16 protein-coding genes are annotated in these 20855 nt (G+C 57.6%); 4 read left to right on the top strand and 12 right to left on the bottom strand.

Features of this window, described 5'->3' with window-relative positions; translation table 11 throughout:
- Positions 1-14: 14 nt before the first annotated feature.
- The 6 genes from aroK to tapM all read right to left on the bottom strand — a co-directional run bounded on the left by aroK (position 15) and on the right by tapM (position 5708).
- Entirely contained in the window at positions 15-533 is a 519-nt protein-coding gene (aroK, locus tag G5533_RS07235; RefSeq protein ID WP_005347909.1) for a shikimate kinase AroK, read from the bottom strand.
- A gap of 191 nt (positions 534-724) precedes the next feature.
- Complete coding sequence (locus tag G5533_RS07240) at positions 725-2938, bottom strand: type IV pilus secretin PilQ (protein ID WP_421255651.1); 2214 nt, start codon at positions 2936-2938, stop codon at positions 725-727.
- A 16-nt stretch (positions 2939-2954) separates the two neighbouring features.
- Positions 2955-3488 (bottom strand): pilus assembly protein PilP, encoded by a 534-nt coding sequence (locus tag G5533_RS07245; RefSeq protein WP_216953060.1) that lies wholly within the window; start codon positions 3486-3488, stop codon positions 2955-2957.
- Positions 3485-4084, bottom strand: coding sequence for a PilO family type IV pilus biogenesis protein TapO (tapO, locus tag G5533_RS07250; protein WP_216953059.1), 600 nt, complete (start codon positions 4082-4084; stop codon positions 3485-3487). Before tapO ends, G5533_RS07245 begins: the two co-directional genes overlap by 4 nt.
- Positions 4081-4659 carry a PilN family type IV pilus biogenesis protein TapN gene (tapN, locus tag G5533_RS07255; RefSeq protein ID WP_216953058.1) on the bottom strand — a complete coding sequence of 193 codons (579 nt, stop codon included), beginning with the start codon at positions 4657-4659 and terminating at the stop codon, positions 4081-4083. The genes tapO and tapN overlap by 4 nt, the downstream gene beginning before the upstream one ends.
- Complete coding sequence (gene tapM / locus G5533_RS07260) at positions 4647-5708, bottom strand: PilM family type IVa pilus assembly protein TapM (protein ID WP_323137627.1); 1062 nt, start codon at positions 5706-5708, stop codon at positions 4647-4649. The genes tapN and tapM overlap by 13 nt, the downstream gene beginning before the upstream one ends.
- A 299-nt stretch (positions 5709-6007) precedes the next feature.
- On the opposite strand from tapM, the gene G5533_RS07265 reads away from it, so the two are divergent.
- On the top strand, positions 6008-8479 hold the full coding sequence (locus G5533_RS07265) for a penicillin-binding protein 1A (RefSeq protein ID WP_421255650.1): 2472 nt from the start codon (positions 6008-6010) through the stop codon (positions 8477-8479).
- Between the two features lie 49 nt (positions 8480-8528).
- Here the strand turns inward: G5533_RS07265 and oxyR are convergent, their stop codons facing one another.
- From oxyR to G5533_RS07285, 4 genes are all read right to left on the bottom strand, one after another.
- Positions 8529-9428 (bottom strand): DNA-binding transcriptional regulator OxyR, encoded by a 900-nt coding sequence (gene oxyR, locus G5533_RS07270; RefSeq protein ID WP_257687017.1) that lies wholly within the window; start codon positions 9426-9428, stop codon positions 8529-8531.
- Between the two features lie 156 nt (positions 9429-9584).
- Positions 9585-11225: a methyl-accepting chemotaxis protein gene (locus G5533_RS07275; protein ID WP_216953054.1), complete on the bottom strand. Its 1641-nt coding sequence runs from the start codon at positions 11223-11225 to the stop codon at positions 9585-9587.
- A gap of 171 nt (positions 11226-11396) precedes the next feature.
- Positions 11397-12041 (bottom strand): DsbA family protein, encoded by a 645-nt coding sequence (locus G5533_RS07280; protein WP_421310284.1) that lies wholly within the window; start codon positions 12039-12041, stop codon positions 11397-11399.
- Between the two features lie 73 nt (positions 12042-12114).
- Positions 12115-12975 carry a Vmh family MBL fold metallo-hydrolase gene (locus G5533_RS07285; protein ID WP_026035063.1) on the bottom strand — a complete coding sequence of 287 codons (861 nt, stop codon included), beginning with the start codon at positions 12973-12975 and terminating at the stop codon, positions 12115-12117.
- 126 nt (positions 12976-13101) lie between these two features.
- Here G5533_RS07285 and G5533_RS07290 point away from each other — a divergent pair, with 126 nt between their 5' ends.
- On the top strand, positions 13102-14001 hold the full coding sequence (locus G5533_RS07290) for a LysR family transcriptional regulator (protein WP_167573451.1): 900 nt from the start codon (positions 13102-13104) through the stop codon (positions 13999-14001).
- Positions 14002-14067: 66 nt separating this feature from the next.
- Here G5533_RS07290 and G5533_RS07295 read toward each other — a convergent pair whose 3' ends face one another.
- The gene (locus tag G5533_RS07295; protein WP_005362278.1) at positions 14068-14847 is read right to left on the bottom strand and encodes a BPSS1780 family membrane protein; all 780 of its coding nucleotides are present in this window, start codon (positions 14845-14847) and stop codon (positions 14068-14070) included.
- Between the two features lie 302 nt (positions 14848-15149).
- Here G5533_RS07295 and G5533_RS07300 point away from each other — a divergent pair, with 302 nt between their 5' ends.
- Positions 15150-15971, top strand: a complete 822-nt coding sequence (locus tag G5533_RS07300) for a peptidoglycan DD-metalloendopeptidase family protein (RefSeq protein ID WP_216978206.1) — start codon at positions 15150-15152, stop codon at positions 15969-15971.
- Between the two features lie 88 nt (positions 15972-16059).
- On the opposite strand, the gene G5533_RS07305 is transcribed toward G5533_RS07300, so the two are convergent.
- Positions 16060-17397 (bottom strand): MATE family efflux transporter, encoded by a 1338-nt coding sequence (locus G5533_RS07305; protein WP_279488254.1) that lies wholly within the window; start codon positions 17395-17397, stop codon positions 16060-16062.
- Between the two features lie 155 nt (positions 17398-17552).
- Here G5533_RS07305 and mscM point away from each other — a divergent pair, with 155 nt between their 5' ends.
- Positions 17553-20834 carry a miniconductance mechanosensitive channel MscM gene (gene mscM / locus G5533_RS07310; RefSeq protein WP_421255647.1) on the top strand — a complete coding sequence of 1094 codons (3282 nt, stop codon included), beginning with the start codon at positions 17553-17555 and terminating at the stop codon, positions 20832-20834.
- Positions 20835-20855 lie beyond the last annotated feature (21 nt).

The raw sequence follows: 20855 nt of genomic DNA on the forward strand, positions 1-20855 counted from the left end.
GGACGTCCTCTTGATTACATACCGATCAGCTTCACAATCTGATTGGCAACGATCTTTGCGCTTTGATCATCTGTCTGGATAACAAAGTCAGCCACTTCTTCATACAGGGCGTTGCGCTCTTGTGCCAGACGTTCCAGCACCTCACGCGGCGGCTCTTCAGTCTGTAGCAGAGGACGGCGTTTGTCTCGCTGTGTACGCGCCAACTGCTTTTCAATGGTGGTTTCGAGGTAGACCACGATGCCACGAGCAGACAACTTGTTGCGGGTTTCCCGGCTCTTGATGGCTCCACCACCGGTTGCCAGCACGATACCCTGCTGCTCAGACAATTCGCTGATCACCTTCTCTTCGCGAATACGGAAACCCTCTTCGCCTTCAACATCAAACACCCAGCCGATATCAGCACCACTGCGGCGCTCAATCTCATGATCTGAGTCGAAAAACTCCATATGCAGTTGTTCTGCCAGATGTCTACCTATGGTGCTCTTGCCCGCACCCATGGGACCTATCAGGAAAATATTGCGTTTCTCAGCCATGTTTTTTCGTTAGTAATTACAAACTGTACGACCCCGATAAATACTGGATCGGGGTACCTATGAACCTTATCTTGCGATGGATCAGGAGGGGGATTATCTCAATAGATATCGGGACTGGCAACCGCAGCCCTTACGCCCCAGCCTCATTGGGGCGTAAGGTTATATGTGTTTTACCTTCACATGTAAAGCCTTCAGAAGGCGTCGGTGACTATCTTGGGGGTCACGAAAATAAGCAGTTCACGCTTTTTGTTCTCGCTGGTGGTCTTGCGGAACAGGGCGCCCAATCCGGGGATATCACCCAGCAAGGGCACCTTGGTCACATCGCTTTTGATAGTCTGCTGATAGATGCCGCCCAGCACCAGTGTCTCGCCATTGTTAACCAGTACCTGCGTCGTGATGGACTGGGCGTTGATGGAGACTGCATCACCGGTACCGGTCGGTACGGTTTCGCCCTTGGTATCCTGGGTCACGGTCAGGTCGAGGATCACCCGGTTGTCAGGGGTGATCTGCGGCGTGACTTTCAAGCTCAGTACCGCCTTCTTGAAGGTGACCGAGGTTGCACCACTGGAAGAGGACTCCACATAGGGGATCTCGGTACCCTGTTCGATCAACGCCGGTTTCTGGTTCGCAGTGGTCACCCGCGGACTGGCGATAATCTCGGCCTTGCTCTCTTTTTCCAGCGCAGACAATTCAAGGTCAAGCAGGGTTCCATCGGCCAGACGGGCAACCTGGAATGCCAAGGTACCGGCAGCATTGGTCACCGGCAGATTGACGTTCATCCGATTATCGACCGAGGGTCTGGTAATCGTTGAACTACCGTCGTTATTACCGGACGAATCATTCCCTTCAATAGAGCCTGAAGTGCTGTTGCCGTGACCATCGTTCTTGGTCACTCCCCAACGTACCCCGAGCGCTTCATCGAAACCGTCATCGATGGTCACCATACGCGCTTCGATCACCACCTGCTTGACCGGGATATCCAGAATATCCAGCATCCGCTTGATACTGCTGATAACCTCAGCCGTATCCTTCACAACCAGCACGTTGGTCCGTTCATCCACACTCACCGCGCCACGTGGCGATAGCAACTTGGTACTCTCGGATGAGAGCAGAGCAGCCACTTCGGATGCTTTTGCATAGTTGATCTGCATATATTCGGTATATAACTGGGCCAAATCAGCCACCTGATTCCGGCTCTCCAGCTGCTGTTTCTCCCGTGCCGCAATCTCTTCAGCCGGAGCAACCAGCAGGATGTTGTTATCAAGCCGCTTATCCAGACCGCGCACTTTTAAAATGATGTCGAGCGCCTGCTCCCAGGGCACGCCATCCAGACGTAGTGTCAGATTGCCTGCCACAGAATCGGTAGTAACCAGATTGAGGTTGTTGAAGTCAGCGATAAGCTGCAACACGGTTCTAACCGGGATATCCTGGAAGTTCAATGAGATGGGCTTGCCCTGATACTGCTTTGAAGACGCAGATGCCGCCGTGCGTTTTTTCACTTCGATAATGAACAGTTTATCAGCCTGATCGTAACGGTAATCAAACTGGCCATTAACCGACAGCTCAAACAGGGTATCGTTGCCCTGCCGGGACACCTCAACCTGAGAGACCGGTGTCGCAAAATCCTGCACATTGATCAGATTAAGCAAACCATCAGGCACGCGAGTACCATGAAACTTGGCCAGCACAGTTTGACCGCGGCTGCTCACATCGACGGCAGCCGAGCTGTTGTCAAGTGTGACCAGAAACTCCCCCTGACCATCCTTGCCACGACGAAAATCCACCCCGGTCACCGAGTTGAAATAGGCTCCACTGCCACTGTTTTGATAGCTGCCGAGCAGTGGTTTGCTGGCAGCAGGCGTCGCAACAGGAGGGGTTACCGGTGCAACAGGCATTGACTTGGCAACAACCTGAGAATTGAGCAGTGCCGAAGGAGCTGGAGTGGCCACCATGGCTGAGGAAGCCGTTGCGGCTGGTGCAATCAGGGCGCTTTCGCCATTAATCAGAGCTGATGAGGTCCCTTCACCAAGGGAAACCAGCAATTTGTTACCCTGTTGCTGCACCTGATAGGGAGCCAGCTGATCGAGAGCAATCTTGATATCAAGGCCAGCTCCCTTCCCTTCCACCTTGATGTTGTCTACTCCCTGACGCTGAATAGGCAGCGGGTTCACCTTGAGTGCACCCACAGCACCGGGGACATGCAGCAGGAGCTGGTTAGGTTTATAGGAGAGACGATCGGTAAAGCCACTCACAGGCTCGCTGAAGCTGAGCTCCAGTTGCAACTGGTCTGCCAGCAATGGATTAACTTTTATCTCTTGCAAGGTTGCCACTGCCCACGCCTGACCAAAGGCACTGGCGCAAAACAGCAAAGCCACTTTTGTTACACTGTCTATGGTTGTTCTCATTGCTGTTCGTCCCTGATTATTGTTTTTCTTGCATATTGGCCATCGCCAACTGGGTTTCTCTTGTTACCCAGCACCCCTTCCCGTCCGGAATGGTTTCCAGTAAATCCACTGCCGTAGGAGTAATCTTGATGACTCTACCCTGATCGAGCCCCATATACTGGTTGAGCCCGACCCGTATTGATTTTCCATCAGGTGTGCTGATCAGGGCCCACAACTGCCCGGCCTTTCCCAAGGAGCCGTGCATTGACAAGCTGGCGAGAGAGTAGTTTTCCAATACCTCTTTTTCTCTGTCCATCATAACCTGTGCGCAATCAGGCTTCACCTGGGCACTATTCGCGCGCCCGACACTTGCTTCTGGTTGCGGCATCATGAAGGGACTACGCAGATCGCGTTGTTGATAGTGCATGGGGGAAAACGGCTTCAACTGGGGTAAGGGTTCAATAGGTACAGGGGGTCTTGCCTTTGTTTCGGCAATATAGGAATCCATCTCCTCCTGACCACCACAGGCCGTCAGCAAGAGGGCAGGTAACAACCAGCAGATGCGTCTCATTGTTTCTGCTCCACTGTTTTACCGTTGTACTTGTAGGTTTTGGCCAGCATCGACATAGCAATCAGGTCTCCCTCATCCTTGCTCTGACTCAAGGTAAAGGAGTCGAGTATGACGATACGAGGCAGGGCTGCCATATCTGCCGTAAACTTGCCGATCTGATGATAATTACCTACTACCTCGATCCGCATGGGCAATTCGGTAGAAAACTCGTGCTTGACCTCAGGTTCCCAGTTGATGCGATTGAGTTTCAAGCCATTATCGGTGGCAATAAAACTGATATCGTCCAGCAAACCGGCGACCTCATGGGTATTGGGCAACTGCTTGAGCTGGGTATCGACCAGTTGCTCGAGCTGGATCATTTGTGCCTTGTAGGCGCCCAAATTGGCTGCCAGCATCGCCTTGCTTTCAAACTGGCCTTTAAGCTCCGTCTCTCTGGCGCTCTCTTTGGTCAGATTGCCTAAGGAATTGGCAATCACGTAGTAATAAATAGCGCCACCAGTCAACACACAGCACAGCAGGATAAAGACAGCTTTCGCCCATTTTGGCCAGCTCGCGATGTCATTCAGATCAAGCTCGTTGAGTTGCTGAAGGTTCATTTGCTCTCCTTGGCCATATCCCCGGCAGCCGCGGTATTATTGGCAATCAGGAACATCATCGAGAATTGACTCAACGATACCGGCGCGACCTCCGCTGCAAAAATGGTGCTTATTTTCGACTGTCCCAGCCAGCCGGAACCATCGATTCGACGCATCATGCTGGCAACTCGACCATAAGCTTCTGTCTTGCCGTTGACATCGATAATATTGTTCTGCAACGAGAGGGTATTGAGGTAAACCCCATTGGGTACCAGAGAGGGCAACTGGTTGAAAAGACGAACGGGCACATTTCGACGCATTTGGAGATGTTCGATGAGTTGCATCCGATCGATCAGCTCCTTGCGACGTTCTTTAAGCAGGCGGATTTCTCCCAGTTGTGCATCCAGGATGGTCATCTCCTGAACCAGACGCTGATTACGCTGCTGCTGGGCGGCAATCTGACGCTCGACCAGCCAGTTGGCAAAGAGGCTCAGTGCGACAGTGACCAACACGAAAAGCCCGAGCAGGGCACCAAACTGTTTCTTTTGCCGCTGAGCACGAGCCTCGCGCCAGGGGAGAAGGTTTATATTTGACATGGTGTAAAACTCCTCAGAGCCAACCCGAATGCCGTCATATATTTAGCGCCATGTACCAGCTCGGCCTCTCCTTTCGGTTTGCCAAACAGGGCGAACAGATCCGGGTGCAACACCTCGCAATTGACCTCTTCTTTTACCTGTACCAACAAACCGGGTAGCAGACTGCCTCCCCCCGTCAGCACCAGTTTTGCGATGTCGCGATAACCGGATGAACTGCAAAACAGCTGGATATTGCGCCGCACTTGCTGCAGCAGCGAGTTGATGTGGGGCATCAGCACATCCAGCTCATGGTCAACAGGCAAGGTACCTTTGGTTTTAGCCTGCTCAGCCTCATCCAGCGTCATGCCATAAAAGGAGGAGAGCGCCTGGCTGTACTGATCGCCGCCGAAGTTTTGCAAGCGGGAGTAGATCACCTCTCCCTTGACCAGCGCCGCGAAGGTCATGGCACTGGCACCGATGTCGATCACCCCGATCGGTCGCTCACTCTCCTGCAACTCGGGCAAACAGGCCACAACGGCCCGCCCCAAGGCATGGGCTCCCACATCCACTACCTTGACGGCAATGCCAGCCTCAGCGAGAGCGCTGACCCGGCCATTGACGCTCTCAGTACGGGCTGCGCTCAACAGGACATCCTGACGATCTTCACTGGCGCTGGTGTCCAGCACCTCAAAATCGAGGCTGACTTCATCGAGGGGAAAGGGAATGATCTGTTCGGCCTCCAGCTGCACCTGACTCTCCAGCTCCTTGTCACCAAGGCGAGCATCAATCTGGATGACCTTGGTGATCACATTGGAACCAGTCACCGCTGTCGCGGCATAATCGCTGTGGCCAGAGATAAGGCGCTTGAGGGTTTTCAAAGATGGGCTGACCCGCTCGATATCCTGTAGCTGGTAATCAACCAGCGTACCTTTCGGGGTGGCGACCTCGGCAACAGATTCAATATGAAGCTTGCCGGGACGACCAGTGAGGGTAACGGCCTTGATGGTCTGGCTACCGAAATCAATGCCCACCAGGGGGAGGAGGGATCCCTTATTAAATAGCCCAAACATATACACATCCATGCGTTATTGGGTTTTATACCTGAATTGAGTGTAGGACACTCTAATCAGATGAGAGCTTGATCCATCCTAAATGCTCTAACTATCAATGTCATAAAGTTTATACCGAAAAGTGACCCACCTCGCTTTCTTGAGATAAAGGGAGGCACCTTGGTTATTGCTCACTGTAGTGCTAACCTCTCGCATCCTGTCGATGGGTGACTTGCCACAGGAAAACCTCGAATTCCAGATGGCAAAAGGGCTATACTCTGCGCCCGTTGGCTAAATTTAAGACGATTGGTAGTTCTTCCATGCTGAAATGGCTCGTTCGCCTGTTTATTGTCATGATGCTGGGTGCTGTGCTGGGTGTTGCCAGCCTCATCGGTATCTACTTCTATATCAAACCCCAACTGCCCGATGTCACCGCACTGCGTGATGTCAAACTGGCAACCCCGATGAGGGTCTACAGCCGAGATGGGGAATTGATCGCCCAATATGGTGAAATCCGTCGCATTCCGTTGCGCTTGGATGAAATCCCCCAACCAATAATCGATGCCGTACTGGCAACCGAAGATGCCCGCTTCTACGAGCACCCCGGCATTGACCCCATCGGCATCATTCGCGCCGCCTCCGTCTGGGCCGTATCAGGTCATGCCCGTCAGGGTGCCAGCACCATTACCCAGCAGGTTGCACGCAACTTCTTCCTGAGCAATGAGAAAACCATCATCCGCAAGATAAAGGAGGTCTTCCTGGCCTGGCGGATCGAGCAGAATCTCTCAAAAGACGAGATCCTCGAACTGTACCTCAACAAGATCCCTCTCGGTTATCGCTCCTTCGGGATCGGTGCTGCGGCTCAGGTTTATTTTGGTAAAGAGGTCAAGGATCTGGGGCTGGACGAGATCGCCATCATTGCAGGTCTGCCCAAAGCCCCCTCCATGCTCAACCCCATCCGATCCCCCGAGCGCGCCTTTGCGCGCCGCAACGTTGTGCTTGGTCGGATGCTGGAGACCGGCAAGATCACCCAGGCCCAGTTTGACGAAGCGTCCAAAATGCCGATCAAGGCCCGTTTTCACGGCGCCGAAGTGACCCTGCACGCTCCCTATCTGGGTGAAATGGTACGCCAGAAGATGGTAGAGCAGTTTGGTGAAGATGCCTACACCATGGGCCTGCACGTCTACACTACCGTCTCTGCCGAACGCCAAAGGGCCGCCAGACAGGCTCTGCTGGATGGCGTCTTTGCCTACGATATGCGTCACGGCTATCGTGGCCCGACGGCCCAGTTGTGGAAGGCAGGCGAAACGGCTTGGGATTACGAGCAGATCGTGGCCCACCTTGGCAAGCAACCCACTTATGATCCGCTGATGGCGGCCGTAGTTACCAAGCTCGGTGACCGTAGCGCCACACTGGTACTTAAAAATGGCAAGGAAGCAGAGCTGGGCTGGAACGGCATTAAATGGGCTCGCTCCTTTATTACCGACGACCGCCAAAGCTATGCCCCGAAATCGGCACGCGATGTACTGAAAGTCGGCGCCCAGATCTGGGTGCGGGAAGAGGGCGAAGAGTTGCTGCTGGCCCAAATCCCGGACGTCAACGCCGCGCTGGTTGCCATGAACCCGAAAAATGGCGCGCTGGAAGCAGTAGTTGGCGGCTTCAGCTTCGAACTATCCAAATTCAACCGGGTCGATCAGGCGCGTCGCCAGATCGGTTCAAATATCAAGCCTTTCCTCTATGCGACCGCGCTGGAGCACGGCTATACCCTGGCGTCGCTCATCAACGATGCGCCAATCAACCAGTGGGATCCGTCAAAAGGGCCCATGTGGCAGCCCAAGAACTCCCCGGCCGTTTATGATGGCCCCACCCCGCTGCGTCTGGGTTTGGCCAAGTCCAAGAACGTGATGTCGGTTCGACTGATGCGCGCCATCGGTCTGGATACCTATATCGACGGTCTGACACGCTTTGGCTTCCCCCGCGACTTCATCTCGCCCCATGAGTCACTGGCGCTGGGCGCAGCCGAATTTACCCCCCTCGAGGTGGTGCGTGGTTACTCGGTACTGGCCAACGGTGGCTTCCTGGTGACCCCATACTTCATCGACAAAGTCACCGACAGCCTGGAGAACACCCTCTATCAGGCCAATCCTGCCATTGCCTGCAACAATTGCGAACAGCAGACGGCGTCCGAGCAGAGCACACTGCCGGAGCCAACTGTTGATGGCGCAGCACAAGATGGCACGCAGACCCCTCTCGCGCCAACCATCGCCCCGCATACCATCAGTGCCCAGAGCGCGTTCCTGATCACCGACACCTTGAGCACAGCCATCTGGGGTGGCAACGGCTGGCGTGGTACCGGCTGGCGTGCAGCCCGTGACCTGAAACGTCACGATATCTCCGGCAAAACCGGTACCACCAACGAATCGCGGGATGCCTGGTTCTCCGGCTATACCCCGGACATCGTAGCTACTTCCTGGATCGGTTTTGACAACCACCAGCGTGGCCTTGGCCGTGCCGAGTTTGGTGGTGGCGCTGCACAGCCTATCTGGATCGACTTCATGAAAGTCGCCCTCAAAAAGCAGCCGGAGCACAAGATGCCGGTTCCCGAAGGGATCATGACGGTGAAGATTGACAGCGAAACCGGACTGCTGGCGACCAGTGGCGGAACCGACGAATACTTCAAGGAAGGGACCGAGCCGACCCGTTACGCCGCGCCCAGTTCGGACGGCAATCAGGTCTACGGTGGCGACAACCCCGATGTGGAAGGGCCTGTCTCTACCGACGATATCTTCTAAGCTGCTCTCGCGGCAGCAACAAAACCGGCAGCCTTGGCTGCCGGTTTTTTTATTGGGCCAACTGCTTGCTCATCAGCGTGGAGATCGAGGCGGCCAGCTCGTTGAAACAGGGGCGACGTACCGAGTAGTGGCGATAGAGCAGCGAGATGGTACGACCCGGCACAGGGTCAACCACAGGACGATAGCTCACCCCTCCCTCATCATGATCGGCGGGTACGGCCAGCTTTGGCACCAGGGTCATGCCGCTACCGGCGGCCACCATGTTGCGCAGCGTCTCGAGACTAGTCCCCTTGAAGCGTTGATCCTCACCTATCCCGCCAGCGAAACAGAAGCCCATCGCCTGATCCCGCAAACAGTGGCCATCGGCCAGCATCAGCAATTTCTTGCCCTTGAGATTGCCGAGTGGCACTTGTCTGGCCTGTGCTTCGGGGTGATGGCAAGGCACCGCCAACCACATCGGCTCATGATAGAGCTGGATTGAACCAAACCCCTCCATCCCAGGCATCTCGGCCAGAATGACGCAATCCAGCTCCCCCTCTTCCAGCCGTTTGAGCAGGGTTTGGGTCTGCTCCTCATAGAGATAGAACTCCAGCTGGGGAAAACGCTCACGCAGGGTCTGGATAATGCGGGGCAACAGGTAGGGGCCCACGGTCGGAATAAAACCGATATGGATCTCCCCTGACATCGGCTCGGAGAAGTGCTGACCGATGCTCTTGAGCTCGCGCACCTCCTTGAGCACCCGACGCGCCTGATGGGCCATGGCATCGCCAGCCGGAGTAAACAGCACCTTGCGCGAGGTACGTTCGATCAGAATGACCCCGAGTTCATCTTCCAGCTTGCGCAGCTGGCCGCTCAGGGTGGGTTGACTGACAAAGCAGCGTTCAGCGGCTTTGCGAAAATGTTTTTCCTCATCCAGCGCCACCAGATATTCGAGATCGCGAAGATTCATACAGCAAGAGTCCTGCCTGGAAAATGGGCCATCAGCATGCACAATATCGTCCGGCGGGACAAGTCATCCACTTGCAGTGAGCCTCTCTGGCTGCCCCTCCAAAACAGAAAAGCCCGATCACCTCGCGGTAATCAGGCTGTTTGACTCGCCGATGGATTACACCCTGAAACGGCGCACCATATCCTGCAGTTGGGTAGCCAGGTGGTTCAACTCGTTGCACGCCTGAGCCATCTGGGTGGCACCGGCGGCCACCTCTTCGGAAGCATGACTGATATTGACCACGTTACGGTTGAGCTCCTCGCTCACCGCGCCCTGCTCTTCGGTGGCCGTTGCAATCTGGATGTTCATGTGGGAGATGCTGCTGACCGAGCCACTGATCTGGGAGATAGACTCGCCCGCTTCCCGCGCGGTAGCTACCGTGGTGTTCATCAGCTCCTGACTCTGTTGCATGGTACTGCCCGCCTGTTCGGCACGCTGCTGCAACTCGGCAATGATGGTATTGATCTGGGAGGTGGAGTCCTGGGTTCGTTTGGCCAGAGTACGCACCTCATCAGCCACCACCGCAAAACCCCGTCCCTGCTCACCGGCCCGGGCCGCTTCAATCGCCGCGTTCAATGCCAGCAGGTTGGTCTGTTCGGCAATGCCGCGGATCACCTCCAGCACCATGCCGATATTGCGGCTATCATCGCCCAGTTGGCGGATCACCACTGCAGTGCTCTCGATGGCCCCCGCCACCCGCTCGATGCGCAAAATAGAGTCATTAACAGTCTTGGCCCCAATCTCTGCTGTTTCGCTGGCCGAGGTGGCGGCACTGGCGGCATCGCTGGTGTTGCGAGAAACCTCCTGAACCGTAGCCTGCATCTCGTTCATCGCGGTTGCCAGCTGATTAAGTTCATGCTGCTGGGCACTCATGTTGGCCGCTGACTGCCTTGCTACCGAGCTCATCTCTTCGGTGGCCGAACTCAGTTGCACCACTGAGCCCGAGACTTCACTGACCAGGGTACGCAAATTGGTCTGCATCTCGCCAAACCCTTTGGCAAGAGTCCCCAGTTCATCATTGTTGAACTGTTGCATATCGATGCGGGAGGTAAGATCACCGGAGGAGACACGGCGGGTCTGCTCCAGCAGGGCCATCACCGGATTGCGGATCTGGGCGGTCAACAGCCAGGCAATCACCACCACAAAAGCCAGCGTCACCAGGCTGACAATAATGCTCATGGTTCTGGCATTGCTATACATGGCCGCAATGTCTTTCACCATCTCATCGGCAATCTCGTTATTGATCTCCCGCAAACGATAAGACTTGGCACCAACCTCTTCCAATGCGGCACGAGTCTCGTTTTTGCGCAGACTTCTGACTTTATCCAGATCGCCAGCAGCAAAGGCATTTAACAGCTGGTCATGTACCGAAAAATACTTGGCCCCCGCCGCAACCACCTGCTCATAAACCTGCTTCTCTTCACCAGTAGTGAAAGGTAAAGCACCATATTTTTGGGCTGCTTGCTCAAATTCCTGCTTGGCCTTATTGAAGGTCAGGGTGCGATCGCTTACCTCTTGCTCATCCTTGTTCAGGCCACCGATGACCTGGGCCAACTCTGAACGACGCGCATCCAGCACGGCAACATGCATCTGGCTCGCCAGACGAGTAGAAGGCAGTAAATTACCCGTGATGGTTTCGGTATCACCATAGAGCTTTGCCAGCTGGCTGATTGAAAACCAGGCCAAGCCCAGTACCAACAAGGCCAGGATGGCAAATCCGGCACTCAGTTTCTGGCCGATGGACATGTTTTTGAACATATAAGGGCTTCCTTGAAATGAGTCTTCACTCCCGCAACATCCACCGGGAATGGTCATATAGAGCATAGCCTGTACCCGGAAAACAGAAGGATTTCATACCGTTTCTGTGATTGTTTGCCTATCGGCCCTGGACACCTTTCCTGAAGCGGTCTCGTGTTCAAATAACAGCCATCATGTCATTAGAGCCAGCAGATGCGTGCTCAGAGCATCCGGCTCCCCCAGAAAATCGGCAACCCGTACAGGCGTGACCCGCCCCTTGTGCATCAGCCCAAGGGTGGGATAACCCTGACCACCCAGCCGTTTCATCCAGCCCTGGCTATCTGCCAGATGTTGCAGCAATGGGGCCTGCAGATAGGCTTGCTGGAACGCGTCTTCACTGACCCCCTGCTCTGCCGCCAGCGTGGCGAGAAATGCCGGCTCACCAATCCAGATCCCGTCCCGATAGTGGGATTGCTGGATCCGGTGCAACATGGCCAACCCATCCCCCCCCAAGGCCGTGACGGCCAAAACCGCACGGATCGGCGGCTCGGAGTCCAGCAGACACCCTTCGCGCAGCAGCAGTTCGTTAAAGTAGCGCTCGCCAAAATGCTGGCCGGTCAGCGCCTCGATCCGCTGATCATGGGGGCGCACATAATCACGCAATGCCTCGCCCATAGGCTGACGGCGACTACCCAGCCAGAGACCGCCCGCATGCAGCTCGATCTTGAGCCCAGCAATGGTGGCTGCCGCCTGCAACAGGTGGGCGGCACCGTAGCACCAGCCACAGAGCGGGTCATAGACATAATGGAGGGTGGTTTGTTGTTCGCTCATCTTCATTCTCACTTCAATCTCGGATAAAAAACCGGGCCCTTAGGCCCGGTAAAAACACAGGGAAAGCAGGCTCAGTGGCTTACCACTTCATCTCGCCGGTATTGACCTTGGCACCGATGGCCAGACCATCGTCAACCGGCAGTGCCGGATAGGCTTTCTTCAGAGCCTCAATCAGCTCACCGGAGTTTTTCGCCTTGGCCAGCTCCTGTTCGAAACGCTCTACATAGTCACGGGTAAAGGTCACAGCAGCAGTGCCTTTGGGAGCAGTGCCCAGGAAGTGGCCCGGTACCACACGCTCGGGTTTCAGGGCCAGCAGGTTATCCAGCGCCTTGACCCAGTTGCTGCGAGCCGCTTTGGTCTGGCTGTCGGCCATCCAGACATGCACCCCGTGGTAGACCGGCACACCACCAAAAGCAGTCTTGATGGAAGGGGCCCAGAGGTAGGCATTCGGGGTATTCATCTCTTTGATTTCAATCTTCTCGCCATCCAGCGTCAGGTGGCTGGCGGTCATCACTTGCGGCACGGTCAGGCTCTTCGGTGCACCCTTGCCGAGGATCGGGCTCCAGTAGCTCAGCTTGGCATCCTTGGTCTTGTTGATATGGTCAACCACATGCTGGTCGGCCAGCACTTTGACATCCGGGAACGCCGCCATGACCGGCTCCAGACCGAAGTAGAAGTCGGGGTCACCGGCACTGATATAGACAGTGGTCAGCTTCTTGCCGCTCTTCTTGATCATGTCGACCAGCGCCTGACCATTTTGCACGTCGAACTGGGCATCGATCAGGATGGCCTCTTTGTCACCGGTCACCAGTGAGGAGGAGACCGGGAAGATCGCCTTCTCGCCAGGGTTGTAGACGGTCACGCTCAGGGGGGCGGCCAGTGCGGCGCCACTCAACAGGGTGGTCGCCAGAGTCAAGTTGCGGATCAGGGTGTTGTTCATCATCTATTCCTCATTAAGTATTCGGGGGTTCATTTGATGGACACAGTGTATTGGATCACTTAAGGTGCAAATACAGCATAAAAAGCGCATCACTGTTGCACATATCGAACATATAGAGAGCCATACATGGATCGACTGACCGCATTGCAGGTCTTTGTCAGCGTAGTCGAACAGGGGAGCCTGAGCGGCGCCGGAGAGAAACTGGATATGTCGCGCGCCATGGTGTCGCGCTATCTGGCCGAGCTGGAGAGCTGGATGGGCGCCCGCCTGCTGCACCGCACCACCCGTCGTCTGAGTCTGACCGGACCGGGAGAGGAAGCGCTGAACCGGGCCCGCGCCATGCTGGCACTCGGCGAAGAGATGGAGCAGATCGCCGTGAAGGGGGATGACGCCCCCAAGGGACAACTGCGGATCACCAGCAGCTACTCCCTGTCGGAAGCCTTGCTGGTCGGGGCTGCTAACGACTATCTGGCGCAATACCCGGGGACGGCCATCGACATTCTGCTGCTCGACAGAACCGTCAATCTGGTGGAGGAGCGGATCGATCTGGCGGTGCGCATCACCAACGACCTCGACCCCAATCTGGTGGCGCGTCGTCTCGGCACCTGCCACTCGGTAGTCTGTGCCAGCCCGGCCTATCTGGCCCGTCATCCAATGCCACACAAGGTGCAGGATTTGGCGCTGCACAACTGCCTCACCTACACCTACTTTGGCAAGAGCCTGTGGGAGTTCAATGGACCGGACGGTCCCGAGTCAGTGCCGGTCAGCGGTAACCTGAGCGCCAATATCTCCAACCTGCTTCTGGAAGCAACGCTTGAAGGTGCCGGGATCAGCCTGCAACCCCGCTACTCGGCACAACCCTATCTGGAGCGTGGGGAACTGGTGCCCCTGCTGACCGACTGGCAACCCAAGCGCCTCGGGGTCTACGGGGTGTATGCCACCCGCAAGCAGATGTCGCCACTGCTGCGCAGCTTCCTCGATTTTCTGCTGGCCCGCATGGCGGCGGATCCCATCTGGCAGGAGTAAGCACTCCGCACACCCAAACATAACGAAGGGGCCGCTGCGGGCCCCTTCTTCACTCTGATCCCTTGATCAGGCTTCAAATCCGAATGGTTCTGAGTGCGGCGCTTCCGGCTGCGCACTCTCGTCGAGGAAAATATCCCGATAAGCCACATAGATGGAGTAGTTGAGCGCCGGGATCACCACCAGCAGACCTACCAGTAACAGCACAGCGCCAAACAGCAACAACATGGCTGAGAGCAGTCCCCACCAGAAGAAGGGCCACATATTGCGCCAGCAGCCGAAGAAGCTCAGCCGTACCGCCTGGATGATGCCGATATCGTGGTGGTAGATCAGCGCCGGAGCAAAGGTGACCCCCATCAGCACGGGAATGATAAGCAGCATACCCACCAGCAATACCAGCAGCAGTTGTTGCAACTGGCTGGCTGAGACCACCATGCTCTCGGGATCCTGCGTCAGCAGCGGGAGCAGCCCCCACATGGAGAGCAGACCGAGACAGACGAGGCCCACCAGGCTGAACAGCAGCAACACCAGCAGACCGCCTAGCATCAGCGGGGTCAGCTTGTGGCGAAAACCGGCGAAGAGATCGGCAAACTGCAGCGGCTCCCCCCGATAACCCCGAGCGGCGACCGCCACCCAACCCGCGCCCCACACCATGTAGAGCAGCTGGGAGATAAGGCCACCCGCCGGCAGTTGCTCCAGCAGCATGCCCACCATAAACCAGACCAACACCATGGCCACGCTGATCCCCATACCCTTGTTGAAGATATCGAACCCGCTGCGAACCCAGAGCCAGCCACGACCTGTCGTGTACCGGGCCGGAGTGGTGCGCAAAGGGGGTAATCCGTTCATATCGTCTCCTCGGAGTGTCGGTGGCATCAGTGCCGGAAGCCGATTCTAGAGCCAGGGCGGGGGCGACTCAATGGCGAAGCGGCCCGACCACGACATAAAACCTGACGCAGCTATGCACAAAAGGGGCGTCAGCCACGCCCCGCCTCTGGCTGCCCCGACCATAACGAGGCACAATCTGCCCCCTTCCCCAGCCGCGCCTGTCGTGGCCAGCGTGCCGTGATCACCCTTTAGTGATCGACGAATGCCGGACAGGGGGTTGTCATCCCGCCATCCCGGGCGCTTTAACATCGAGTGGTATCGTCATGAGAGTTGTGTGTTGTCTGTTGTTGTTACTGGCCAGCCAGTCGGCCTTGGCCGAGGGTTTTATCAGTCGCCTGCTCAACCATCCGGTACCAGGTGGCGTTGCGGTGATCCCTCTTGGCGCGTCACCCACTGCCCCCACGGCCCGCTATCACGACAAGCCCGTGCTGGTAGTGCGCGAAGACAACCAGTGGATCGCCATCGTCGGCATCTCTCTGAAAAGCACGCCCGGCGCCCAGCAACTGACCACAGGTGATGGCCGTACTCTCGGCTTCACCGTGACCCCCAAGCACTACCGCGAGCAGCACATCAAGCTCAAGAACAGCCGTCAGGTCAATCCGCTCGCCGAGGATATGACCCGCATCAACCGAGAGCTGGCGGAGCAGACCCGGGCTTACCAGACCTTCAGCCCCAACCAGCCGAGCAACCTGCTGTTCGACAAGCCGGTCAACGGCCCCCTCTCCAGCCCGTTTGGCCTGCGTCGTTTCTTCAATGGCGAGGAGCGCAATCCCCACTCCGGCCTCGACTTCGCCGTGGACGCCGGCACCCCGATCAAGTCCCCCGCCGCCGGCAAGGTGATCCTGATCGGCAACTACTTCTTCAATGGCAATACCGTCTTTGTCGACCACGGTCAGGGGCTCATCAGCATGTTCTGCCACATGTCGAAGATCGATGTGAAGCTCGGCCAGAGCCTGCCGCGTGGCGGCATCGTCGGGCGAGTCGGTTCGACCGGCCGCGCTACCGGCCCCCATATGCACTGGAACGTCAGCCTCAACGACACCCGGGTCGATCCCGCCATCTTTATCGGTGCCTTCAAGCCCTGAATCGGCAGAGCCCGTTAACAAAACATCCTCTAACAAAACAGGCAGCCCATGGCTGCCTGTCTGCTATCTGCACGTCGAACCTGATTACCTATCCGGCCAGCGTGTGGGCGCCGGACTCCCGACGCATCGCCCGCCACATCACCAACACCAGCAATGAGCTGCACGTTGGCAATGCCAGCCAGACCCCGGGCACGCCCCACAGGGTCGAGAAACCCCACAAGAAACCGCCAATCAGCACCAGCTTGCCGCCGGTGAGCAGGGAGGCGATGCGGGCCCGATTGATGGCCTGAAAGTAGGTGGCCCCCACCAGCAGCAAGCCCTCCATCGGCAGCCCCCAGAAGTAGAGCCAGATCCCGAGGCTCGCCACCGGCAGCAGGGTGGCGTTGTCGCCGGCAAACAGATAGACCGCCGCCTCCGGCCACAGATAAAGCGGGAACATGGCGCACAGGGCGATCCCCAACGTCACTCCGAGTGCCAGGTTGCGGATCCGCAGCACCCGCCGCCAGTGACCGGCTCCTGCGTTGAAGCTGGCGATGGGCTGGATACCCATGGCGATCCCCTCGAACACCAGATAGAAGAAGGCCTCGGTGTAACTGATCACCCCGTAGGCCGCCACATGCAGCGAAGTGCCGACCGCCAGCAACGCCTTGTTGTGCAGCGCCAGCACTACCGAGAGATAGAGGTACATCAGAAAACTGGAGACCCCGAGGCGCACCGTCTCTCCCATCAGCCGCAGATCGGGGCGCAAGGTGTCCCAACTTATCCGCAGCTGGCTACGCGGTGTGAAGAAGTGCCACAGGCAAGCAAGGCCCGTCACTGCCTGGGAGAGCATGGTGGCCGTCGCCACCCCGGCCAGTCCGAACGGAAACACCACCATCAACAGATAGTCGAGCAGCACGTTGAGCAGCCCCCCGACTACCATGATGAGGGTGACAAATCCGGGGCGGCCATCGTTGCGCAGCAGCGAGCTGAACGCCATCGACAGCACCGCAAAGACGCCAAGCCAGGCGTAGGCCTGCAGGTAGGAGAGCCCGGCGGTGAAGATCTCCCCCTCCGCCCCCATCCAGGCCAGCATGGGCTCGCCATAGCGGATCCCGATAAAACTGAGCAGTGCCGAGGCCAGCAACACCATCACCAGCGCATTGCCGACGATATGGCGGGCTTTGGCCGGGTTGCCCTGCCCCAGATAGAAGGAGACCAGCGACGAGGCCCCCATGCCGATCAGCGCCCCCACCGCATAGAGCACGGCGCAGATGGGATAAGCCAGCATCAAACCGGCCATGCCATCCTGACCCAGCACATGGCCAACGAAGATGCCATCGATGGTGACATAGATGCCGGTGATCAGCATGGCCGCCACGGTCGGGGTTACGTAACGCCAGAAAAGGCGAGATAGCGGGGCTGTGCCCAGATCAACAGCTGACATATTCGACTCGGTGGAGAGAAAGCGGCCGGGATCATAGCGAAACGGCAGCACGACTTCCTGTTATTTGTGTTATGAATCATTAATATAGACTGCTTTACCCGCCTCCCTGCCCTGTTTTAGGCTAGGGCCACCTCTTCTGAACGGAAACGAGCCTCATGTTGCAACGCCTGCTCACCCTCTTGCTGCTCTCCCTTATCTTGTTGCCGCCAGCCGTGCGCGCCGACGATGCCATTGCCCAGGCCGAATCCCTGTTGCAGAGCGTGCCCAAGAGCGATACCCCGGAAAACCAGAAGCTGCGGGAGAGCTACCAGCAGGCGCTGCAATTTGCCAGAGAGGCCGAGCGTTACCGGGAGCAGAGCAAAGCCTATCAGCAGATCCTTATCGATTACCCCAAGGAGTCGGCACGTCTCAAGGAGAGCCTGCACAACTATCAGCCCGCCGCTCGCCCGCCGCTGGCGAGCCTCAAGGAGGAGGCGCTGCGCCAGGCCATAGGCCTGAGCAGCAACCGCCAGCTCAACCTGCGCAAGGAGCGGCAGGGGGTGATGGATAGCCTCAACCAGCTAGAGAGTACCGGGCAGGAGTATCACCTGCGGGTGGATGATCTGCGCAAACAGCTGCAACTGACCCGCAGCCAGCTGGAGCGACTGAGCTTCAGCAGCGAATCGGATCGCCAGCAGGAGGCACAGCTGCTGCTGACCAGAATGAAAGAGCAGAGCCTCTCCGACCGGATCCAGATGCTGGAGCTGGAGCAGCTCTCTGCCCAGCAGCGCAACGATCTCGGCAAGCTGAAACTGCAGGAGCTCAATCTGGCCATCGCCGACGAGGATGAGTGGCAAGCCAGCCTGCTGACCCAGCAGAACCAGCTGCGGCGGGAGAAGACCGAGCAGGCGCTGGAGGAGAGCGAACGGCTGCGCAAGCAGCTCACCACCGACATGCCGCTGCTGCTGGAGCAGCAACAGCAGAATCAGGCGCTCTCCATCCAGCTCGGCACACTGGAAGATCAAATTGAGCGGGTGCAGGACGAGCAGCGCAGCGTCGACAAGAATTTGTTTGAACTGAATGAGCTGGTCAACTCGGTACGCGAACAGCTGGAGTGGCTGCAGATCAGTAATGCCTACGGCGAGAACCTGCGCAGCAAACTCTCCGATCTTCCTCCCCAGTTCCCCCTCGACAAGCTGGAGTCCGCCATCGTCAGCGCCCGCATGGCCAAGTACCAGTACGAGAGCGAGCAGGATGGGCTCAAGGATACCCGCCAGCTGCGCGACAAGCTGATGGCCGAAGAGGATGTGACGCTGGATCGGCCGCAGCAAGCTGTGCTCGACAACCTGCTCAAGGCCCGGCGCCAGCTGCTGACCCGGCTCAACGACGCCTCCGATACCCTCATTCAGGAGCAGACCCGTCTCAAGCTGCTCTACAGCCGCCAGAACAGCAAGATCGACGAGATCCGCGAAATAAGCGCCAGCCACCTGTTCTGGATGCCGGATGTGCGCCCCTTTACCCCACAGGTGATGCTCGGTATTCCTGCCGCGCTGACCCTGGCCTTCAACCCGGACAACTGGTTGCAACTGCCCTACGCCATCGTCGAAAACAGCCCGCTGAGCCTCACGCTGGCCAGTATTGGGCTGCTGGTGCTGGCCTGGAGCTGGTTCAAGCTGGCCCGTCACCTGAGCCTCTATTGCGACCATATTGCGCCGCGGATCGGCAAGGTAACTCAGGACAAATTCAGCCTCACCAGCCGCTTGCTGCTGCGCTCCCTGCTTGCCGCCCTCCCCTTGCCCGCCATGGTACTGATGGTGCGCGGCCTGCTCGAAGGGGCCTGGCAATACCCGTTTGCGGTAGCGGTGGCGCGCGGTCTTGGCGAGATCTGGTTTCTGCTGCTGGCGCTGGTGATGGCCCGCCATCTGACGCTGGAGCGGGGGATTTTGATCCACCACTTCCGCTGGCCCCGGGAACAGGTGCAAAAGGTATGGGGGCAGTTTCGCACCCTGCTGCTGGTGCTGATCCCGAGTTTCTTTGTGCAGGGGATGGCCAACAGCTATCAGGAGCACGCCTTCTACGACTCCCTCGGCCGGATGGCCTTCATGATCGGTGCACTCTGGCTGCTGCTCTTCTTTGCCCGCCTCAACCGGGAGCGGCTGCCACTCACCTGGGGCCAGACCGATATGACCAAGCCCCATCTGCTGCACCACTTCATCTGGAACAGCCTGATGCTGGCGCCGCTGCTGGCGGTGATCGGCGCCCTGTTTGGCTACTTCTATACCTCGCGCACCCTGCTGCGCCAGCTGGAGCTTAGCCTGCTGATGGGGCTGGGTTGCCTGCTGGTCTACTATCTAGCCAGACGCTGGATGCTGATCCAGCGCCGCCGCCTAGCCTTCGAGCGCGCCAAGAGCAAGCGGGCTGAGATCCTGGCCCAGCGCGGCCGGGAAGAGGGGCATGACGAGCTCAGCTCCGAGACCCCGGACGTGGTGGAAGAGACTGAGCTGGATCTCGATACCATCAGCGCCCAGTCGCTGGGACTGGTGCGCACCCTGCTGATGCTGGGCTTCACCATGCTGGTGGTGGTGCAATGGTCGGATCTCAACTCCGCCTTCAGCTTCCTCAGCAATATCGAGGTGTGGCAGGTGAGCAGCAAGATTGGCGGCATCGAGCAGCTCTCGGCCATCACCTTGCAGGATCTGATGCTGACCGCCTTCGTCTTCATTCTGACCGTGGTGACAGCCCGCAACCTGCCGGGGCTGATGGAGCTGACCCTGCTGCAGCACCTCAGCCTCTCCCCGGGTACCGGCTTTGCACTCACCACGATCAGCAAGTATCTGGTGATCCTCGTTGGCGCCCTCACCGGTTTCTCCATGCTCGGTATCGACTGGTCGAAGACCCAGTGGCTAGTAGCCGCCCTCTCGGTAGGGCTGGGTTTCGGCCTGCAGGAGATCTTCGCCAACTTTGTTTCCGGCCTCATCATCCTGTTCGAGAAACCAATCCGGCTCGGTGACACTGTTACTATTCGCGATCTCACCGGCACCGTAACCAAGATCAAAACCCGGGCGACCACCATAGTGGATTGGGATCGCAAGGAGATCATCGTGCCCAACAAGGCCTTTATCACCGAGCAGTTCATCAACTGGTCGCTCTCCGATGCGATAACCCGGGTCAAACTGCGGATCCGGATCGGTCTGACCCGTGATCCGAAACTGGTGCAACGTATTCTTGAGGAGGCGATCCATGCCTCTACTCTGGTACTGGAGACCCCCAGTCCGGAAGTATTCCTGATCGAATTCACCGACTCGGCGCTGATCTACGAGATCCGCCTCTACGTCAACAACATGGATCACCGGATGCCCATCACTCACGAGGTTCACTCGCTGGTGCTGGAGAAGATGCAGCAGCAGGGACTTCCCCTACCCCATCAACAGATCGACATTCACCTGAGCCGCGGCTGATCCCCGAGGTACAAGGAGCAG

It is taken from the genome of Aeromonas sp. A600620 (assembly GCF_029479985.1).
Lineage (GTDB): Bacteria > Pseudomonadota > Gammaproteobacteria > Enterobacterales > Aeromonadaceae > Aeromonas > Aeromonas veronii_A.